The organism is Porphyromonas catoniae ATCC 51270 (assembly GCF_000565015.1).
GTDB classification, from domain to species: domain Bacteria; phylum Bacteroidota; class Bacteroidia; order Bacteroidales; family Porphyromonadaceae; genus Porphyromonas; species Porphyromonas catoniae.
Window position 1 is genome coordinate 126,837 of record NZ_JDFF01000008.1, and the last position, 18,167, is coordinate 145,003.

Annotated in this window: 14 protein-coding genes; 10 read left to right on the forward strand and 4 right to left on the reverse strand. The window is 51.2% G+C overall.

Annotation, left to right across the window (positions count from 1 at the left end; translation table 11 throughout):
• The first annotated feature begins 1 nt into the window (after position 1).
• The 4 genes from HMPREF0636_RS01640 to HMPREF0636_RS01655 all read left to right on the forward strand — a co-directional run bounded on the left by HMPREF0636_RS01640 (position 2) and on the right by HMPREF0636_RS01655 (position 4,763).
• Positions 2-808: a glycogen/starch synthase gene (locus tag HMPREF0636_RS01640; RefSeq protein WP_044168034.1), complete on the forward strand. Its 807-nt coding sequence runs from the start codon at positions 2-4 to the stop codon at positions 806-808.
• On the forward strand, positions 805-2,220 hold the full coding sequence (locus tag HMPREF0636_RS01645) for a DUF4270 family protein (protein WP_044168035.1): 1,416 nt from the start codon (positions 805-807) through the stop codon (positions 2,218-2,220). The genes HMPREF0636_RS01640 and HMPREF0636_RS01645 overlap by 4 nt, the downstream gene beginning before the upstream one ends.
• Before the next feature lie 99 nt (positions 2,221-2,319).
• Positions 2,320-3,585 carry an MFS transporter gene (locus tag HMPREF0636_RS01650; RefSeq protein WP_044168036.1) on the forward strand — a complete coding sequence of 422 codons (1,266 nt, stop codon included), beginning with the start codon at positions 2,320-2,322 and terminating at the stop codon, positions 3,583-3,585.
• 35 nt (positions 3,586-3,620) lie between these two features.
• The gene (locus HMPREF0636_RS01655) at positions 3,621-4,763 is read left to right on the forward strand and encodes a glycosyltransferase family 4 protein (protein WP_005468229.1); all 1,143 of its coding nucleotides are present in this window, start codon (positions 3,621-3,623) and stop codon (positions 4,761-4,763) included.
• Between the two features lie 275 nt (positions 4,764-5,038).
• On the opposite strand, the gene dnaA is transcribed toward HMPREF0636_RS01655, so the two are convergent.
• On the reverse strand, positions 5,039-6,418 hold the full coding sequence (gene dnaA / locus HMPREF0636_RS01660; RefSeq protein WP_155807265.1) for a chromosomal replication initiator protein DnaA: 1,380 nt from the start codon (positions 6,416-6,418) through the stop codon (positions 5,039-5,041).
• 1,097 nt (positions 6,419-7,515) lie between these two features.
• On the opposite strand from dnaA, the gene HMPREF0636_RS01665 reads away from it, so the two are divergent.
• The 6 genes from HMPREF0636_RS01665 to HMPREF0636_RS01690 all read left to right on the forward strand — a co-directional run bounded on the left by HMPREF0636_RS01665 (position 7,516) and on the right by HMPREF0636_RS01690 (position 14,721).
• Complete coding sequence (locus HMPREF0636_RS01665) at positions 7,516-8,826, forward strand: sigma-54 interaction domain-containing protein (RefSeq protein ID WP_044168038.1); 1,311 nt, start codon at positions 7,516-7,518, stop codon at positions 8,824-8,826.
• Positions 8,807-9,331 carry an LPS assembly lipoprotein LptE gene (gene lptE, locus HMPREF0636_RS01670; protein WP_044168039.1) on the forward strand — a complete coding sequence of 175 codons (525 nt, stop codon included), beginning with the start codon at positions 8,807-8,809 and terminating at the stop codon, positions 9,329-9,331. The genes HMPREF0636_RS01665 and lptE overlap by 20 nt, the downstream gene beginning before the upstream one ends.
• Positions 9,332-9,333: 2 nt before the next feature.
• On the forward strand, positions 9,334-9,999 hold the full coding sequence (locus HMPREF0636_RS01675) for a DUF8458 domain-containing protein (RefSeq protein WP_044168041.1): 666 nt from the start codon (positions 9,334-9,336) through the stop codon (positions 9,997-9,999).
• Positions 10,000-10,007: 8 nt separating this feature from the next.
• On the forward strand, positions 10,008-10,400 hold the full coding sequence (gene secG, locus HMPREF0636_RS01680) for a preprotein translocase subunit SecG (RefSeq protein WP_005468238.1): 393 nt from the start codon (positions 10,008-10,010) through the stop codon (positions 10,398-10,400).
• Positions 10,401-10,776: 376 nt separating this feature from the next.
• Positions 10,777-11,346, forward strand: a complete 570-nt coding sequence (locus tag HMPREF0636_RS01685; protein ID WP_005468242.1) for a 30S ribosomal protein S16 — start codon at positions 10,777-10,779, stop codon at positions 11,344-11,346.
• 264 nt (positions 11,347-11,610) lie between these two features.
• The gene (locus tag HMPREF0636_RS01690; RefSeq protein ID WP_044168044.1) at positions 11,611-14,721 is read left to right on the forward strand and encodes a TonB-dependent receptor; all 3,111 of its coding nucleotides are present in this window, start codon (positions 11,611-11,613) and stop codon (positions 14,719-14,721) included.
• Positions 14,722-15,154: 433 nt separating this feature from the next.
• Here HMPREF0636_RS01690 and lptB read toward each other — a convergent pair whose 3' ends face one another.
• From lptB to HMPREF0636_RS01705, 3 genes are all read right to left on the reverse strand, one after another.
• A complete protein-coding gene (gene lptB, locus HMPREF0636_RS01695) occupies positions 15,155-15,898 on the reverse strand; it encodes an LPS export ABC transporter ATP-binding protein (protein ID WP_005468246.1) in 744 nt (247 codons plus the stop codon).
• A gap of 27 nt (positions 15,899-15,925) precedes the next feature.
• A complete protein-coding gene (locus tag HMPREF0636_RS01700; protein ID WP_005468248.1) occupies positions 15,926-16,753 on the reverse strand; it encodes an enoyl-ACP reductase FabI in 828 nt (275 codons plus the stop codon).
• A 582-nt stretch (positions 16,754-17,335) separates the two neighbouring features.
• On the reverse strand, positions 17,336-18,151 hold the full coding sequence (locus tag HMPREF0636_RS01705; protein ID WP_052328695.1) for a hypothetical protein: 816 nt from the start codon (positions 18,149-18,151) through the stop codon (positions 17,336-17,338).
• Positions 18,152-18,167 lie beyond the last annotated feature (16 nt).

The following is an 18,167-nucleotide window of genomic DNA, read 5'->3' on the forward strand; positions in this document are numbered from 1 at the left end:
AATGAAATCAAGACGTATATTGTACATCTCGCAGGAGATCAATCCCTATCTGCCCGAATCGGATATCTCACTTACTGCGCGTCGGCTCCCTCAAGGTATTCAGGAGCTAGGGAATGACATCCGCATCTTCATGCCTCGCTTCGGAATGATCAATGAGCGACGCAATCAGCTACACGAGGTCATTCGTCTCTCGGGGATCAATATGATCATCAACAACAACGATCATCCCCTCATCATCAAGGTGGCCTCCCTGCCAACGGCACGACTGCAGGTATATTTCATCGACAACGATGACTTCTTCCAGCGCAAGAGTCTTTTTGATCCTGAGCCTAAGGGACAGAATGACAATGACGAACGATCAATCTTCTTCGTGCGAGGTGCGCTCGAGACTGTGAAGAAGCTCCGTTGGATCCCCGACATCATACACTGCCATGGTACCTTCACGGCTCTGGGGATGCTATACCTTCGGAAGTTCTACAACGATGATCCTTGTCTGAAGAAGGCCAAGCTGGTGTTCTCTCTCTACAACGAGGCACAGCCCGTGGAGATGACTGAGCACCTCTTTGAATCACTAAAGTTCGATAAGTTCAAGCCCGCAGCGACCTCGGTCATGCAGGGTAAGGCCGACTATACCGCCCTTAGTAAACTCGCGATACACTATGCTCATGGTGTGGTGCAGGGGAGTCCCGAGCTTGCCCCTGAGCTCAAGAGCTACATCGAGGAGACGGGCGTGAATTTCCTCCCCTTCCCAGGGCTGGAGTTTGACGCAGCGGTGTACAACGAGTTCTACAAACAGATCCTCCCATGATCCAGCATAAGTCTATCCTAAGAGTACTCAGTCTTTCTCTTGGTCTCACCCTCCTCCCCTCTTGCTCAGATAGCCTATCTGAGATTGGAGAGAGCGTGCAGCCCTCGGGCGACAAGATTGAAGGTCAGATGACCTACCTGCAGATGACTGCTGCTACAATAGCAGATGAGCAGGTCTATTCTAGTACGAATAACGCCCTCTTCGGTGTCATCACCGATCCTGAGTATGGTACCGAGCGTGGTGAATACATCACACAGGTGCGTACGGCTCCCGGGTTTAAGCTCGATCCTGAGCCACTGAACAACAAGCTGGACTCAGTGACCCTGCGCCTCTACTACGTGAACCGCACGGGCAATCTTAGCTCCTCTATTAAGATGGAGGTCTACGAAGTGGCGAAGGGCTTCACAGGGAATAACCTATCATCTAAGGATCTAGAGGCCTATCGTCAGGCAGGGGCACTTGTAGGGAGTCAGATCATTACGCCTGATCGGGACGCCTTCAAGCAGAAGATCAGTCAGCGAGACTCTGCCTACTTTGTCTCTGTGCGTCTCAGTGACGAGCTTGGACAGCGTATCTACAACCTCTCCAAGAGTAACCCTGAGTACTTCGCATCACAGACGGCATTTAGTCAGAATGTTCTCGGGGGACTACTTGTCACACCTTCCACGGGAGCAGGTTACATGCTTCAGGTGCTCCAGACGAGCCTAGTCCTGCACTACCACCGCCCCCATGCAACGAAGACTGATAGCACGGTGCGATATGCTCAGTCCTTCGTAAACACCGAGCTTACGCCACGACTCAATGGTCTTAGCTCCAGCGAGGTCTCCAAGCTCACAGCGACAAACAGCCAGTACTGCTATGTCAAGGGGCCCGCGGGGGTGACTGCCGAGCTGACGCTATCCGCAGACGAGTTGCAGCGTCTACTCGCCTCAGCACCACAGCTGGGTAGTGGGCAGAGTAAGAACGAGTTCTTTAGCCGTACATGGCTACTCTCAGCGGCGAATATCTCCCTCAAGGTGGATAATCCTAGTAAGCTCTTGCTCAACCCTCCCCCCTTCTTGCTGTTGCTTCCTAGTGAGGATGCCGCAGAATTCTTTAAGTCTTCTAGCCCGACACTCAAGCGTGCTCAGACCTATCTCTCCGAGCAGTATCAGGCGTCGGCTTTGGTATATAACTTCCGTAACATCGCCGAGCTGGTCACTCAGCATCTCATAAAGCATGCAAGCTACAGCGCAGGGAGTGGGTGGCAGATTACCCAGCCCATTAAGCTAAAGATCGTGCCTGTGGAGTACAACAGTAGCCAAAATGTCACTCTAACCCTACAGCAGTATCTCTTCCCGTACTTCGTGAGACTCTCCAAGGATGCGCAAGCACTTCGGTTTGGCTTCATCGTAGCCAAGAGACAACAGTAATGTAACCCTTCGGGCAGTCCTCCGATAGCAATCTCTCTCCCCTCGTTTAAGGGTTGGTTGCTGTCGAAGGGCTGCCCTTCTCCTTTAATACATACACACATGAAATCGAGAAACATCAAGCTACGCCTCACGGTGATGAACTACCTCCAGTTCGCAATCTGGGGGGCATACCTCACATCAATGGGGCGGTATTTGGGTGCAGCAGGTTTCGGCGAGCAGATTGGAGGCTTCTATGCAATGCAGGGCTTCGTATCTCTATTCATGCCTGCCTTGATGGGTATTGTTGCAGACCGATGGATACCTGCACAGCGTCTCTTAGGTCTGTGTCATGCCTTGGCTGGAGGGCTTATGCTTGCACTCTTCGGTTACACTCAGACTGCTGCCCCCGAGTATCCCATCCTCTTCACGCTCTATTCGTTGAGTGTAGCCTTCTACATGCCCACGATTGCGCTGAGCAACTCCGTAGCCTATAGCGCACTAGAGCAGGCAGGGCTTGATCTCGTCAAGAGCTTCCCTCCGATACGAGTCTTTGGAACAGTTGGTTTCATTTGCACGATGGTGATGGTGAGCCTTGTAGGGGTAGAGGCTACGAGTGGCCAGTTCGCTGTGTCGGGAGGGCTAGGAATCTTGCTCGCTCTTTACGCACAGACGCTTCCACATTGTTCCACAGCACCCAAAGGTCAGAGCAAGAGCTTGGTGGAGGCACTTGGCCTACGAGCCTTTGTGCTTTTCAAGGAAAAGAAGATGGCACTTTTCTTCATCTTCTCCATGCTCCTTGGTGTGAGCCTGCAGGTAACTAATGGCTTTGCCAATCCATTTATTAGTGCCTTCGGAGAGATAGATGCCTACAAAGATACTTTCGGGGTACAGCATGCTAACATCCTCATTGCCCTATCGCAGGCCTCCGAGACACTGTGTATCTTGCTTATTCCCTTTGCACTTCGTCGCTTCGGGATCAAGATCGTGATGCTGATCTCTATGGTCGCTTGGGTGCTTCGCTTCGGGCTCTTGGGGCTGGGAGATCCAGGGGCGGGTGTTTGGCTCTTCGTGTTAAGCATGCTCGTCTATGGCGTAGCCTTTGACTTCTTTAATGTATCAGGTTCGCTCTTTGTGGATCGGGAGACGGATCCCTCGATTCGCTCCAGTGCGCAGGGTCTTTTTATGATAATGACCAATGGTATAGGTGCTACACTGGGTTCGCTCGGGGCACAAGCAGTCATCAATCACTTTGTTAACAGTGAGACGGACACCACTGCCCGAATGCTTGGCTGGAGTATGAGCTGGTATACCTTCGCGGCTTATGCTGCTGTGGTGGCAGTGCTTTTTGCGGTGCTCTTCCGATATAAGCGACAGGCTGAGGGATAGATCTCCTCAGCTCGGTCATACCCACTACCTGACTGATGAATATTGCCTTTGATGCAAAGCGCATCACGCACAACGCTACGGGGCTCGGCAACTATAGTCGCTTCGTCCTCGGCACGCTCACGGAGTTCCTGCCCGAGAACCGCTACCTGCTCTACTCGCCCTCTGTGGGAAATCCTGAGCTTTACCGGCAGCTCCTCACACATCGCTCTGTACGTCTCTTCACGCCGCATCGTGCCTTGGCATTGATGGGTGGGAGCCTGTGGCGTAACTTCTCTGTCCCTCGTCATCTTCGGACGCAGCATGTGGACCTTTTCCACGGACTTAGTAACGAGCTACCTGTCGGACTGTATAACGCTCGTCGGGTGGGGACTGTGGTAACGATCCATGACTTGGCGTTCATCCGTTACCCGCAGTTCTATAAGGCGATTGATCGTCTCCTCTATAGGAAGAAGTACGGAGCCTCGGCACGTCATGCCGATCGTGTCATTACGGTGAGTGAAGCTACTCGCAGGGATGTGATTGATATCTTCGGTGTGGAGGAGGAGCGCGTGACCACTGTTTATCAGGGATGCTCTGAGGCATTCTCACGCATTACCCCTGAAGAGACGCAGGCTTCACGTGGTCTTTTTGCTCTTCCTCGTCGCTACATCCTCTTTGTGGGAAGTATTGAGGAGCGCAAGAATCTTGGTCTCATAGTCGAGGCTCTAAGTTTACTACAAGATAAAGAGCTGCATCTCGTGGCTGTTGGGCGCAAGACACCCTACACCCAGCTCGTCCTAGAGCGTGCTCGTCGTCTCGGGGTGCTGTCTCGTCTGCATCTCTTGCACGGTGTCTCAGGGGGAAACCTCCCGGGGATCTATGCTGGAGCGGAGGTGTTTGTCTACCCTTCTCGTTTTGAGGGCTTCGGGATCCCTATTATTGAGGCTCTGAGTGCAGGGGTACCTGTGATTGGGGCTACAGGCTCTTGTCTAGAGGAGGCTGGAGGCCCGAGTAGTCTGTACACTGATCCTACGGATGCCTCGATGCTGGCTACTCTAATCGACCGAGTGGTGATTGATATATCGCTCCGTAAGAAGATGATTGAGGATGGTTTGCACTATGTACAGAGGTTTACCCCGAAGCGTATTGCCAAGGATCTCTCAGCAATCTACGAAGAAGTCCTACTAACCTACGAATAATGAGTGTAAAGCCCTGTTGAAAAGGGATAGGCTTACATATAAAGGGAGAAGCAAGTAGCCCATGCGCCACGTCGAAAGACGGATGCATGGGCTACTTGCTTTTGCTTTGTGTGGGGATTTAATTGCCCTCTGATGATGGTCTGGGTGTGCGCTGTGCAGAAGTTTTGCTCCCTCGTGTGTGGGGAGATGAGCGTCCTCTAGCGTGCTATGCTCGTGCCCTCCTCTATGCCGTGTTAGGCCCTCCTCTAGTGCTCGGTTACAGAAGAGAGGGTAGGCTAGCGACCCTTGAGTTTGAGCTCGATTTCGGTGATGCGTTGCTTCAGGTCTTGCTCGAGCTCGATACGTCCCTCGATGGACTTCACGCCGTGCATGACGGTCGTGTGGTCATTGCGGTTGAGGAGCTTTGCTGTGGCCTTGTAGGAGACATTGGTGAGCTTCTTCACGAGATACATCACCACTTGTCGCGGAAGGGCTAGCTCAGCACGTCGGGAGGACGTGCGTAGCTGGTCAGGCTGGAGACCGTAGGATTCGCAAACGGCCTCTAGGATGGTGTTTGGTGTAATCTCACGCTGGTCGATTGAGACGGAGCCCCCGACGATACGACGTGTCATCGCCATATCGACCTTACCCTGATCTGAGTACTTGGAGTGTGTGATGAGTGTACGGATGGCTCCCTCAAGCTGACGGACATTGTCGGGCATATTCTCAGCGATGAACTCGACACATTCCTCACCCAGCTCAACTCCGCTCTCTGCAACTCGATGCTGGAGTATCTTACGCCTTAGCTCGAGGTCTGGGCGATCAATGCGCAGCATCATCGCGCTCTGGATGCGGGTCATGATACGTGTCTCCATCCCCTTGAGATCAATAGGTGGCACATCACAAGTCACGATGATCTGCTTGCCTAGTAGGTAAAGGTGGTTGAAGATGTCGAAGAAGGCCTGTTGTGTCTTTACCTTGCCGATGAGTCCCTGTATATCGTCGATAATCAGGAGATCCATCTGCTGGTAGAAGCCAATGAAGGTGCCACGCCCTGGGCCTCGGTTTAGGCTGTCGCGGATGAACTGCGCCTCAAACTTCGAGCTTGACACGTAGCTTACTCTCAGCTCAGGGTGTAGCTCCATAGCTCGCTGTCCGATGGCCTGAGAGAGGTGCGTCTTACCCACACCACTAGGGCCATAGATGAATAGAAAGTTCAGAGGTGCTTGCCCTGGGCGTGCGGCCGTAGCCTCAGCGATCCTCAGAGCCTCCCTGTTACATGCGCTCTCATAGAAGGTCTCAAAGCGTAGATCAGCACTCAGGTGCGACGTGTACTCTTGAGCCTTGGGGGAGAGAGCTTGGCGTGCTATTTGTCGCCTTGCTATCTCTGGGTCAACATCAATGACTACCTCCATCTCTCCGCCTAGTACGCTGTCGGTGACCTGCTTCAGCAGATCAAAGTGCCGCTCCATCAGGGTATTGAGGAACTGCTCCGAGGGTGCGTATAGGACGAGTGCATCAAAGGTCTCACCCTTCTCATCTTCGCGTTGCTCCACACCCACCGAGCGGATGGGGGTGAACCACGTCTGAAGAGTCTGTGGATCGGTGGCCTGAGCCAGCAGCAGCATACAACGCTGCCAGAGCGTATCTCCCGAGGGAGAGATCGGCGTTTGCATGAGAGGGGTAGTTCCGTTGTCCGTTGCCAAGGGTGTAAAGTTTATAGTCGCATTCTTGTGGCGATTGCTATCTCTGATTATGGTGGGCTTGTGGGGAGGGGTGTGACCTACCTCAGCTAACCTGTTGAGAAAGAGTTATCCACAGACTAAATGATTGTACATAAGTGTATTATGTGAATCAGGGGTCAGAGGTGAGCCACTTTCCGAATGCAAAGTTTGCCAATAATTCGGAGAAAAAAAAACGTAGTGAAAGTTTGCTTTTCTCGTAGAAATAGTATTGGTTTTGTTTTCAGAGCCTTAAATAACCTTGAGGTAGGTTGTCTCAGGGTGCTGTTTCTAACGTCTTATAAATCAAACAATCGGAGGGATAACCACTGACTTATACACCTAGTTATACACATAATGGAATAAGTGTAAGCGGTTAATTATAAGCGATTTTTGTTTGCTCAAAGAAAAGATTTCCACAACTTGACCTCTTGTGGGTATTTGAGCTGTGGTGGGATGAATTTTTTGGTTGGGGTGAGTCGGTATTGTTTCTTCCCTGAGGTTGAGAGGGGGGATACCATGGAATTGACTCCGAGGGAAGGGTGAGGTATTTTATGCCCCTATAAAACGCCTTAAATAAAGGGTTTTGAAAAGGGGGATGACGAGTTACCATAAGTCGTCAGAAAGAGTTATGGTAACTCGTCACGAAGAGTTATGGTAAGTCGCTGGGGCGAGTTATGGTAAGTCGTTTCAGAGAGTTATGGTAAGTCGTTGAGGTGGCTTTGGGTGGGTGTTTTATCTTGTTTTGAGTGAGCTTGTTATGCTTTTTATTTGTGGGGGAGGAAAGATTGGTCTGATAGGGGAGGAGGAAGGTGACGCTACCGAGGAGATACATCTGAGGGGGAGGAAACGATACCTTATACCGCCTATTACGGAGGTCATTCATGATGATGGCTCCCCTTCGTTTCCGTTGTGAGAGGTGCAACTCTCTGCATATAATGGTTTCTAAATATATAATGGGTCCAGGGATAAAGAGGCGAGCAGCGGGTACGGACAGGGGCGAAGTGCTGGGGCTTATGTATCTTTGTGGTGCAAACTGGTTTAAGCTATAGATGAGTATCGATATTCAGCAGATCAAGCACCGCTTCGGCATTATAGGTAATAGTCCCCTTCTGGATCATGCCATTCGCACGGCTGTCCAGGTGGCTCCTACGGATATGTCTGTCCTCGTTATCGGGGAGAGTGGAGTCGGGAAAGAGAGCTTCCCAAAGATTATCCACCAAAACAGTGTCCGCAAGCATGGCCCTTATATCGCTGTGAACTGTGGAGCAATACCCGAGGGAACGATTGACTCGGAGCTCTTTGGGCATCTGAAGGGATCTTTTACGGGAGCCATTACCGATAGGAAGGGATACTTTCAAGAGGCTTCGGGGGGGACGATCTTCCTTGATGAGGTAGGGGAATTACCCCTTGCCACACAGGCACGCCTTTTACGCGTGCTGGAGACAGGTGAATTTATCCCCGTTGGAGCGAGCCAAACACAGAAGACCGATGTGCGTATCGTGGCGGCAACGAACGTGAATCTACACGAGGCGGTAGAGCGTGGGCGTTTCCGTGAGGACTTGCTCTTTCGTCTGAATACCGTACCCATAGAAGTCCCACCACTACGCAGTAGGGCTAAGGATATCCCCTTACTCTTTCGTCTCTTTGCCTCGATGAGCGCAGAGCGGTACAACATGCCCTCGCTCCGCCTAACCCCCGAGGCAACAGAGTTGCTGGAGGCCTATCGCTGGCCAGGGAATATACGTGAGCTTCGTAACTTCACTGATCGTATCAGCGTACTGGAGGAGGAGCGACTCGTGACTGCTGAGATGGTGCGCAAGTATTTGCCTAAGACCCCATCGGCAGACTACCATCCGGCTCTTAGAGCCTCTGCTGCAACAGGAGGAGAGGGGAGTTCGTTTGCTAATGAGCGTGAGATCCTTTACCAGATCCTATTCGATATGAAGAAGGATATGGCGGAGATGAAGAGCCTCGTGGCAGGGATCATGCGTGGGGAGGTCAAGATTCCTTCGACATCTGCACATGGCGAGTATACCCCAGGGGAGCTTCATCCTTCGCTCACAGCTGCGGTGCTCCCTCGGGAGGAGAGCTTCCCCAGTGTCCCGACCATCGCAGAGGACTACACGCATACAGAGGAGATAACAGATACGCCAGAGCGGCATGTTGGCCCACACCACCCCCGTGCAGAGGAACTCGAGTATGAGGAGCAACCACTCTCGCTGGAGGATATAGAGCGAAATGTCATCATCGCTGCGCTGGCCCGCCATAGTGGACGCAGACGACCTGCTGCAGAGGATCTGAAGATCTCCGAGCGTACACTCTATAGAAAGATTAAGGAATATGGCTTGGATGCGGAATAAACTCTATCTCTTCGTTGCCTCAGCGGTGATGTGCCTCCTTGTGCTAGGGTGCAGTGTGAGCTATAAGTTCAATGGCGGAGCAATAGACTACACCCAGATCAAGACCATCTCTATCGGTGAAGTCTTTAATAAGGCTCCCGTGGTTTACCCTCCTCTGGCAGCGAGCTTCACAGAGCAACTGAAGGATCGTTATGTGAGTCGTACACGCCTTGATCTCGTTCCTCAGGCAGGTGACCTCGAGCTGAACTGTACGATTACGGGGTATGATTTGGCACCAATGTCCATCGGGCAAGATAACTTCGCTGAGCGTACTGTCTTCACTGTGACGGTGCAAGTGAAGTTTACAAACCGAGCAAATGAGAAGGAGAGCTTTGATAGGAGTTTCAAGGCCTATCGAGACTTCCCTCGCTCACAGCCCTTCGTGGCTGTGCAGGATGACTTGCTCCGAGAGATCACAGAGGATCTGATCAAGCAGATATTTAACGCTACGGTAGAGAACTGGTAAGGATGCGACTGAACGAACTGAATAGCTACCTCGCAGACCCCACACGGCTTAGCCCGGAGACCCTACCTGCCGTGAGACAGCTCTATGAGTCTTACCCCTACTGTGGAGTCTTTGCCTTCCTATACCTTTATAACCTAGCTCTCGCCGAGGATGTGCGTTACCCCTCCGAACTACGTCGCTTGGCGGTGCTCCTGCCGGATAGGGAACGACTCTTTCGTCTTGTTGAGGCACAAAAAGAGCATTTTACTCCTGGCGAGGAGGCGGAGTCTGAGGAGGATACTTTTTCCCTTATCGATAGCTTCCTAGAGGGTGTTCGCTCTACGGGGGAGGATTTGCCTGAGAGCTTGCACTTAGAGGTGCCTGCTGAGGTAGGGGATTACTTTTCGGGGCAGGATTTTGCTCAGGTGGATATGAAGGATGAGGAGCTTCTCTCCTCTAAATCGGTCAAGGAGCAAGAAGCATCACAGACGACTAAATCGGAGGAAGTCGGTGAGGATAGCCTGCTCTCGGAGACACTGTCTAAAATCTATATCCAGCAAGGACATTATGATAAGGCTCTGCGCATTATCCGCTCTCTTAGTTTGAATTATCCAGAGAAAAGTCGTTTCTTTGCAGACCAGATTCGCTTCTTAGAGCGCATTATAGAGAATAATACAATAGCTAAATAAATAGGAATATGTTTTACTTTCTCACCGCACTTATTTTGCTAGCCTCCGTTGTGCTAGTGCTACTGGTGATTGTACAGAAGTCTAAGGGGGGTGGTCTAGCCTCTCCCTTCGCCTCCACAAATAATATAATGGGCGTACGTAAGACGACGGATGTACTAGAGAAGGCTACGTGGTGGCTCTTTGGTATCGTAGCGGTATTGTGCATCATCTCTACACGATTCATTGGTGTAGGTACAAGTGATGCATCTAGGACACAGCAGACCCTAGAGGAGAATGCAACCAAGAGTTCTGCTCCTACCGCACTGCCTAATCTCGGTGGAGGTGCACCTGCTCCTACCCAGCAAGCCCCCAACGCAGAGCCCACTCCTGCTACGCAGGCTCCTGCGACACCTGCTGAGTAAGTTCCTTATTCCAAGAGCCTCCTTCCGCTAGCTGATCTTACAGCCTTCCTCGGCTAAGACCTTTGGGTGGCTTAGTAAAGCTCATAATGAGCCCCCATAAGAGTTTCTCTAGACTCTTGTGGGGGCTTCTTTTTTGTCTCTGTTTAGACCTTGTTATCAATGCCCATTTATGTTGATATTAGGTGCCCTCATAACCATCCATGAGTTTTCCCCGATACCTCTTGTCTGTTTCCCTCAGTACCTCTCTTGGGTTTTCCTCGGTACCTGTTTGTGCCTGCTCTTTGAGGGGATAGGTGGTTATCTTGGTATATTTTGCTATCTTTGTGCACGACTGATGCAACGATGCAGAAGGAACTAAATATTAATTACAAGTTTAATGGCAACTAAGATTAGATTGCAGCGTCACGGTCGGAAGGCTTATCCCTTCTACAAGATCGTAGTCGCAGACAGTAGAGCGCCACGAGATGGCAAGTTTATTGAGAAGATCGGTACATACAATCCCAATACCGACCCTGCCACAGTAGACTTGGACTTCGATCGTGCGCTGTATTGGTTGAATACGGGTGCTCAGCCTAGCGATACCGCTCGCAGCATCCTGTCTCACGAAGGTGTACTGCTGAAGAAGCACCTCCTGGCTGGTGTCAAGAAGGGGGCTTTTGATGAAGCTACGGCTGAAGCCAAGTTCGAGGCATGGAAGGCTAAGAAGGATGGTGAGCTAGGTAGCCTCAGAGAGTCTCTGGCAAAGAAGAAGGCTAGCGAAGCTAAGGCTGCCCTCGAGGCTGAGCAGGCTGCTAACAAGGCCAAGGCTGCAGAGGTCGCTGCCAAGAAGCAGGCTGAAGCTGAAGCTAAGGCTGCTGCTGAAGCTCCTGAAGAAGTAGTAGAAGCTGCTCCTGCGGAACAAGTAGAAGAAACTCCAGCACAAGAAGAGACCCCAGCAGAAGCTTAGTCGATCTCTTCTCTTGAAATAATAGAGATGTCTTCGATCAATCATAACGGGTACCTGTCCCTTCATGCTTCCCTTAGGGAAGGTGAAGTATAGGTACCCGTTGCTCTTTATGTAAACACGTAAAAACCCTTGCTCTCGCCCAGCGACCATGAGCAGGATTCCCTCAGGCAAAGTAGGCAAACAAACACATCACAGCCCTAGCATGTGCCTGTCTCTCCCTCCCACACAAATCTGGATAGTATAATACAAACACAACTTACACACATGAAGACGTATCTACTCCGTCTCTTCGCTTTTGTCCTAATCGGCCTTGCTTCGCCTTCGCTTTGGGCGCAGGTGACTACCTCAGCAGTTAGTGGTACGATTACCGACCAATCGTCTAAAGAGAGCCTTATCGGTGCGACAGTACTTGCCAAGCACCTCCCCTCAGGGACGACCTATGGGGCTGTAACGAATGCAAAGGGGAACTTCAGTATCACTGGGATGCGACCTGGTGGTCCTTACACCCTTACGATCTCGTACGTCGGCTACGAATCCCTTACCCTGAGCAATATTAACCTCTCCCTCGGTGAAACGGAGAACTTCAAGATCACTCTGAAGGACGGCGCTACACAAATCAAGGATGTGGTCATCACGGGGCAAAAGGGAAGTAACTTTAACCTTCAGAAGACAGGTGCCGGCTCGAGCTTCTCTCGTCGCAACATCGAGCGTGTGCCTACCGTGTCTCGTAGTATCTATGACATCGCCAAGCTCACTCCCCAGTCCAATGGTAGTGGTTCTTTCGCAGGAGCCAACAGCCGTTTCAATAGCTTCCAGATTGATGGAGCAGTGAACAACGACGTCTTTGGTCTCGGTACCTCGGGGAAGAATGCTATCTCTCTCGAAGCAATCGATGCACTCCAGGTGGTGATCGCCCCCTTTGATGTCCGTCAGTCGGGCTTCACGGGCGGTGGTATGAACGCTATTACGAAGTCTGGGACAAATACCTTCCATGGCTCGGTCTACGATTACTACTACAACCAAGACTTCTTCGGCACGACTCCAGGTAAGGATGTCAAGAACCGTAAGAAGCTCGACAAGCAGTTTGAGAATACGGTGGGCTTTACCTTCGGTGGCCCTATTATCAAGGATAAGCTCTTCCTCTTCGCCAACGGGGAGTATGTCCAGCAAGTGTATCCATCGAACTACATCCCAGGGGAGAGCAACTCCAATATCACCAAGGCTGAGGCTGATCAGGTAGAGCAGAAGCTCAAGTCTCTTGGCTACGATGCTGGTGGATATACTTCTCGTGACGTACCTAGCCATACCTACAAGGGGCTTATCCGTCTGGACTGGAATATCAGCCAAGCACATCACCTGACTCTGCGTTATAGCCATATTGATGACAAGCCCTATATCTTCAGCAATACACCGAATAGGCTGAAGTTCTACAATACTGGGCACTTCAAGCGTAGCGTGACCAATACGATTGTAGCTGAGCTAAACTCAAAGCTCTCCTCGACGCTTGCTAACGAACTACGTGTGAGCTATAGCGGTATTCGAGACAAGCGTTCCTTCAATGGAAAGCCTTTCCCATTCATCTCTATAGATCTAGGTAAGAGCAGACAGATACAGGCAGGGGTAGACCAATACACGCCAGCCAACGAGCTAGATCAGGATATTTATTCGCTGACGAACAACCTGAGCTTGAGCCTCGGTGACCATACAATCACCTTTGGTACGCACAATGAGCTCTTCCGCATGCGAAATCTATTCATCGCCAACCTATATGGTAACTACGACTACCGCAATAGAGATGAAAAGAACAACCTCCTTGGCCTGCAAGACTTCCTCTCGATTGGTGAAGCAGGTGAGGTGGGGCCACAGGTCTTCCAGATCTCCTCTGTCAACACAGCTGTGACGAACGATTCTCGTTGGGCTCCTTCATTCCGTGCAGGTCAACTAGGCTTCTATGCACAGGATGAATGGAAGGTGGGTAGCAAGCTACGCCTCACCTACGGGCTACGCATAGATATGCCCTTCTTCATCGATCGTCCTACGGCTAATTCAGCGTTTAATAACTCTGCGATTGCTAAGGAACGTGGGGTGACGAATGATTACCTCCCACCCCTCAAGCCTCTCTTCTCTCCACGCTTTGGCTTCCGTTATACCATTGACGACGACAACCTCTATGTCGTGCGTGGGGGTACGGGTATCTTCACGGGACGTGTGCCTTTTGTCTGGATCTCCAATAGCTTCTCTAATAGCGGTATCGAGTACGCACGTACCTATCGTAACAAGAAGGATGCTCAGGACAACGTTCGCTTTACCTCCGATCCTAACTCGGCAATAGGACAGGCAAATCTGCACCCAGGCTCGAGCGAGATCAACATGGTGGGTAAGGACTTTGTCTATCCTCAGGTGTGGAGATCTAACCTAGCCTTCGAAGCTCGTCTACCTTGGGGCATTAAGGCTTCTGTTGAGGCTATGTATACGAAGACGCTGAACAACGTCCGTTATGAGGACATTGGCCTCAGAGCTACTGGCGAGCTAGACCATGGTAATGGTGTCAAGCGCCCCGTCTACAGTCGTCTCGAGAAAAATAAGTACTCCAACCTCATCTATCTGTCCAACTCAAGCAAGGGATACAGCTACAATATCACCGGTACGCTGAGCAAGGACTTCGGCTTTGGTCTGGATGCTTCTATTGCTTACACCTTCGGCGAATCTAAGGCTGCTAACGATGGTCTTTCCTCACAGGCTGTGTCAAACTGGAAGTATAACTACTCCTACGACATCAATGGGGATGAGCTTTACTACTCGAACTTCGATATGCGTCATCGTATCGTCGGACAGCTGAACTACCGAGTCGAGTATGCCAAGAACTTTGCTACGACGATTGGTCTGGTTTATAATGGTCAGTCTGGTCCTCGCTACTCTGTCCTCTACTCCTCCGACGTCAATGGTGATGGCGAGCGTAATGACCTCCTCTATCTCCCCGAGTCGGCAACGAGCAAGCCAGACTCTAAGGTTACTTACGAGCAGTTCCTCGAGGATCATAAGGATCTAGCAGCCTATCGTGGTAAGGTAATTCCTCGTAATGCACTGATGGCTCCTTTCTTCCATAAGTTTGACCTCCACTTCGCACAGGACTTCTTCCTCAACGTAGGGGGACGCCGTCACACGCTCCAGCTCAATGCCGATATCATCAACGTCGGTAACCTACTGAATCGTGGTTGGGGTATGGTGCCAACTGTTGAGTACTCAAGCATCACGCCTCTCAAGCGTGAGAACGATGGTACCCATACCTTCTCAGTGGCAAACAAGCACCCCTGGACTTATTCCGACATCAACTCTCGCTGGAGAGCGCAGGTGGGCATTAAGTACACATTCTAGCCACACTCTAGCCTGTCCTGAGGCAGGTTAGATGATTTCTTACAACAGCGGTACGAAGGTCTGCCTGACCTCCGTACCGCTGTCTTTATTTACTTGTTTCCCGAGAGGCTATTATCCCAACGACTCTTTCCTTCCACAATCCTATCTGGGCTTTTTGCCCCTTCTGAGCCTTTTGTCATGCGAAAAGGTGGGTGTTAAACCTATTCGTGAAGGAAGGAGCTGACCGGCACTGACGAAGGTGTATCCTCGAATGTCGTATTGAGGCTTTGGTAGAATGCTGTATTGAGGCTTGCTACAATCGCATATAGAGGCTTTATGAGGAGAAAAATCAAAGGCTATAGAAATGAGACGTCCCCACTTCTACTCGCTGGGCGAGCGGAAGTGGGGACATTACTTTTGGGGTATCCTGGCTAGAGGTGTCGGAGTGTACTAGCTAGAGGTGATCGAAGTTACGGCGACGGAGCTGGAAGTCCTTACCGAGGTACTTCTCACGGACGATTTCGTTCTCCGCTAGCTGCTCAGCAGTACCTTCGAAGAGCACCTTCCCCTCGAAGAGGAGGTAGGCTCGGTCGGTGATGCTCAGCGTCTCATACACGTTGTGGTCAGTGATGAGGATGCCGATGTTCTTCTTCCTTAGCTGTGCCACGATCGCCTGGATATCTTGGACGGCGATAGGGTCTACACCAGCGAATGGTTCATCGAGCATGATGAACTTTGGGTCGATGGCCAGACAGCGAGCTATCTCAGCACGACGGCGTTCGCCTCCGGAGAGCCGATTACCTTGGTTTGTCCTTACCTTCTCGAGGCGAAACTCTCCGATGAGCTCTTCGAGTCGAGCCTCTTGCTCCTCCTTTGTGCGGTTTGTTAGCTCTAGCACCGAGAGGATATTGTCCTCCACACTCATCTTTCGGTAGATGGAGGCCTCTTGTGCGAGGTAGCCAATGCCTGCACGAGCACGCTTGTAGACCGGGAATTTCGTGATATCCTCATCATCGAGGAAGATACGTCCTTCGTTCGGCACTACGAGTCCCACCGTCATGTAGAAGGTGGTTGTCTTCCCTGCACCGTTAGGGCCAAGGAGGCCGACGATCTCCCCTTGTCCGACATGGATTGAGACGTGACTAACGACCGTGCGGGAGCGGTAACGCTTAACAAGGTTCTCCGTGCGAAGTATCATGCTGGAGAGAGCGAAGATAGAGCGGGGTTACTTATGAGCGTCGCGACCCTTTGAGAAGACCTCGATTGCATCGAGGCTCATACCCATGGAGCTGAAGCCACCGTCGTTGAAGAGGTTCTGCATCGTGATCTTGCGTGTCAGGTCGCTGAAGAGCGTGATGCAGTAGTCTGCGCAGTCGTTGGCATCGGCATTCCCGAGTGGGGAGAGGTCCTCTGCGAAGTCCAGTAGATCGGACATACCCTTCACGCCACTACCTGCTGTCGTAACTGTGGGAGACTGCGATACGGTATTGATACGTACGCCCTTCTCACGACCATAGATATAGCCGAAGCTACGAGCGATGGACTCCAGTAGGCTCTTGGCATCTGCCATGTCGCCGTAGCCCACGAAGGTGCGCTGTGCTGCGATGTAGGTAAGGGCGACCACAGAGCCTCCCTCTGCGATGGCGTCAAGTCGCTTTGCGACCTGGAGCATCTTGTGGAAGGAGACGGCGGAGATGTCGAGCGTTGTTTGGAGCATCTTGTAGTCGAGGTCATCGTAGGAGCGACCCTTGCGCACGTTGGGGCTCATACCGATGGAGTGCAGTACGAAGTCTACCTTGCCGAAGGTCTTGATGGCTTCTTGGAAGACTACTTCGAGTTCCTCCTCCTTGGTAGCATCGGCAGGGACGACCTTTGCGCCGAGCTTTTCACCTAGCTCGTTTAGCTGACCCATACGTACGGCTACAGCCGTGTTGGTGAGTATGATCTCGGCGCCTTCCTCTACGGCACGCTCTGCCACACGCCACGCGATTGACTGTTCGTTGAGGGCACCGAAGATGATTCCCTTCTTTCCTGCTAAGAGATTATAGCTCATAAGGCAAATGTTCTTTCTGTTAAGTAAATTAAACTATAAGCACAAAGATACAGCTTTTGTGCAAAGCTTCCTCATCTTTGCCTTGCTTTTCGTGGGGAATATATCGAGAGGCGAGGTATATAGTTGAGGCGTCAGGCTCTATGGGGCGTTTACAAATGTTGTGTTTCTCTTGACACCTAAAGTGTAGTACTCTGAATCTCCGATTGAGGGATAGGCTCACCTTTGGCTGTGGGGTGTGGCCGTTGCGTCTCTACTTCGTTTTATTGATGGATTTGGTGAAGAGGGCGTGCTGTGTGGCTAGATCTCTTTTGTGTGCGTTGTAAAGGTGCTTAACGGGAGCAAGAGGTGAGAGAAAAAGAAGTCTTGGGTGGTTTCCCCAAGCAGCTATGAATGAGCTAGATGAGCAAGGTGCGAGGATAAGAGATAACGACTTACCATAACTCGTCAAAGCGAGTTATGGTAAGTCGTTGAGAAGAGTTGTGGTAACTCGCTGAAGAGAGTTATAGTAACTCGCTTTGACGAGTTATGGTAAGTCGCTGGGGTTGGGTTTCGTGACCTTAGAAGGTGTTGTTTCCCAGAGGATTAAAAACGGAAGCCAACAGACAATCCTCCTCGAATAGAGAGTGCTCTGGTGCGAAGCCCTGAGATGTGGAAGGTCTGCTTCTCACGATCAAAGCTAACCTTCGCATCCTTTGTGTTTGTACCTGAGCTCTCGGTAATGCTCTGCCGAAGAGCATCATCATTAACGCTCGTTACATGGGCTTTCCCATCAGAGAAGTGGAACTTCCCCTCCACCGTATTGTATGCAACACCTCGGCCAAGACCTGCGATGTACCAGTCAAGGACGATGTTTTTGTTTCGTCCGAGTAGCCATTGTGCTCCGAGACCTAGTCCCACAGAGTGAGAGGAGGCATATTCGGTATAGGCAATTGCTCCGTACACGATTTTTCCTGTGTTGTCCTCGAGCAAAAAGTCTCTTGACATATCGGTATACTTCGAGCGTTGGAACCGATAGTAGGGCGCCAGATAGAAGCCATGTCCCATCCCACCGTTTAGGTACCAGCGAATCTCGGGGGTAACAGCAAAGTAGGAGAAGCCTGAGCCAGCATTCCAGAATGCCATCCTAGAGCGGTAACTATTGGATGGTGTGACGATGTCAGACCCGTTAGTAGCAAAGCGTGCATTGAGGTCTAGCGATGCACTGAGCCCCGGTGTGAGTAGTCGCTCTCCCACGAGCGAATAGCTACCGAATAGAATGCCTAGTACGTTGGTCTTGACGATTGTCTTCCCGTCAAGGAGGGAGTTCTCGGGCGTAGGCTCGAAGCGTGGCTTTTGTGCTGAGAGGGGAAGTGCTACAGTAAGTAGTAGCAAGGTACAGAGTAGGCGTATTTGCTTCATTTGTCGTAGTTTGTTT

Excerpts from the sequence above, each read along its gene's own strand:
- HMPREF0636_RS01685 (WP_005468242.1), top strand. The coding sequence starts at position 10,777 with ATGGCAACTAAGATTAGATTGCAGCGTCACGGTCGGAAGGCTTATCCC.
- HMPREF0636_RS01690 (WP_044168044.1), top strand. The coding sequence starts at position 11,611 with ATGAAGACGTATCTACTCCGTCTCTTCGCTTTTGTCCTAATCGGCCTT.
- HMPREF0636_RS01640 (WP_044168034.1), top strand. The coding sequence starts at position 2 with ATGAAATCAAGACGTATATTGTACATCTCGCAGGAGATCAATCCCTAT.
- HMPREF0636_RS01665 (WP_044168038.1), top strand. The coding sequence starts at position 7,516 with ATGAGTATCGATATTCAGCAGATCAAGCACCGCTTCGGCATTATAGGT.
- HMPREF0636_RS01700 (WP_005468248.1), bottom strand. The coding sequence starts at position 16,753 with ATGAGCTATAATCTCTTAGCAGGAAAGAAGGGAATCATCTTCGGTGCC.
- dnaA (WP_155807265.1), bottom strand. The coding sequence starts at position 6,418 with ATGCAAACGCCGATCTCTCCCTCGGGAGATACGCTCTGGCAGCGTTGT.
- HMPREF0636_RS01705 (WP_052328695.1), bottom strand. The coding sequence starts at position 18,151 with ATGAAGCAAATACGCCTACTCTGTACCTTGCTACTACTTACTGTAGCA.
- lptE (WP_044168039.1), top strand. The coding sequence starts at position 8,807 with ATGGCTTGGATGCGGAATAAACTCTATCTCTTCGTTGCCTCAGCGGTG.
- HMPREF0636_RS01655 (WP_005468229.1), top strand. The coding sequence starts at position 3,621 with ATGAATATTGCCTTTGATGCAAAGCGCATCACGCACAACGCTACGGGG.
- lptB (WP_005468246.1), bottom strand. The coding sequence starts at position 15,898 with ATGATACTTCGCACGGAGAACCTTGTTAAGCGTTACCGCTCCCGCACG.
- HMPREF0636_RS01650 (WP_044168036.1), top strand. The coding sequence starts at position 2,320 with ATGAAATCGAGAAACATCAAGCTACGCCTCACGGTGATGAACTACCTC.
- HMPREF0636_RS01675 (WP_044168041.1), top strand. The coding sequence starts at position 9,334 with ATGCGACTGAACGAACTGAATAGCTACCTCGCAGACCCCACACGGCTT.
- secG (WP_005468238.1), top strand. The coding sequence starts at position 10,008 with ATGTTTTACTTTCTCACCGCACTTATTTTGCTAGCCTCCGTTGTGCTA.
- HMPREF0636_RS01645 (WP_044168035.1), top strand. The coding sequence starts at position 805 with ATGATCCAGCATAAGTCTATCCTAAGAGTACTCAGTCTTTCTCTTGGT.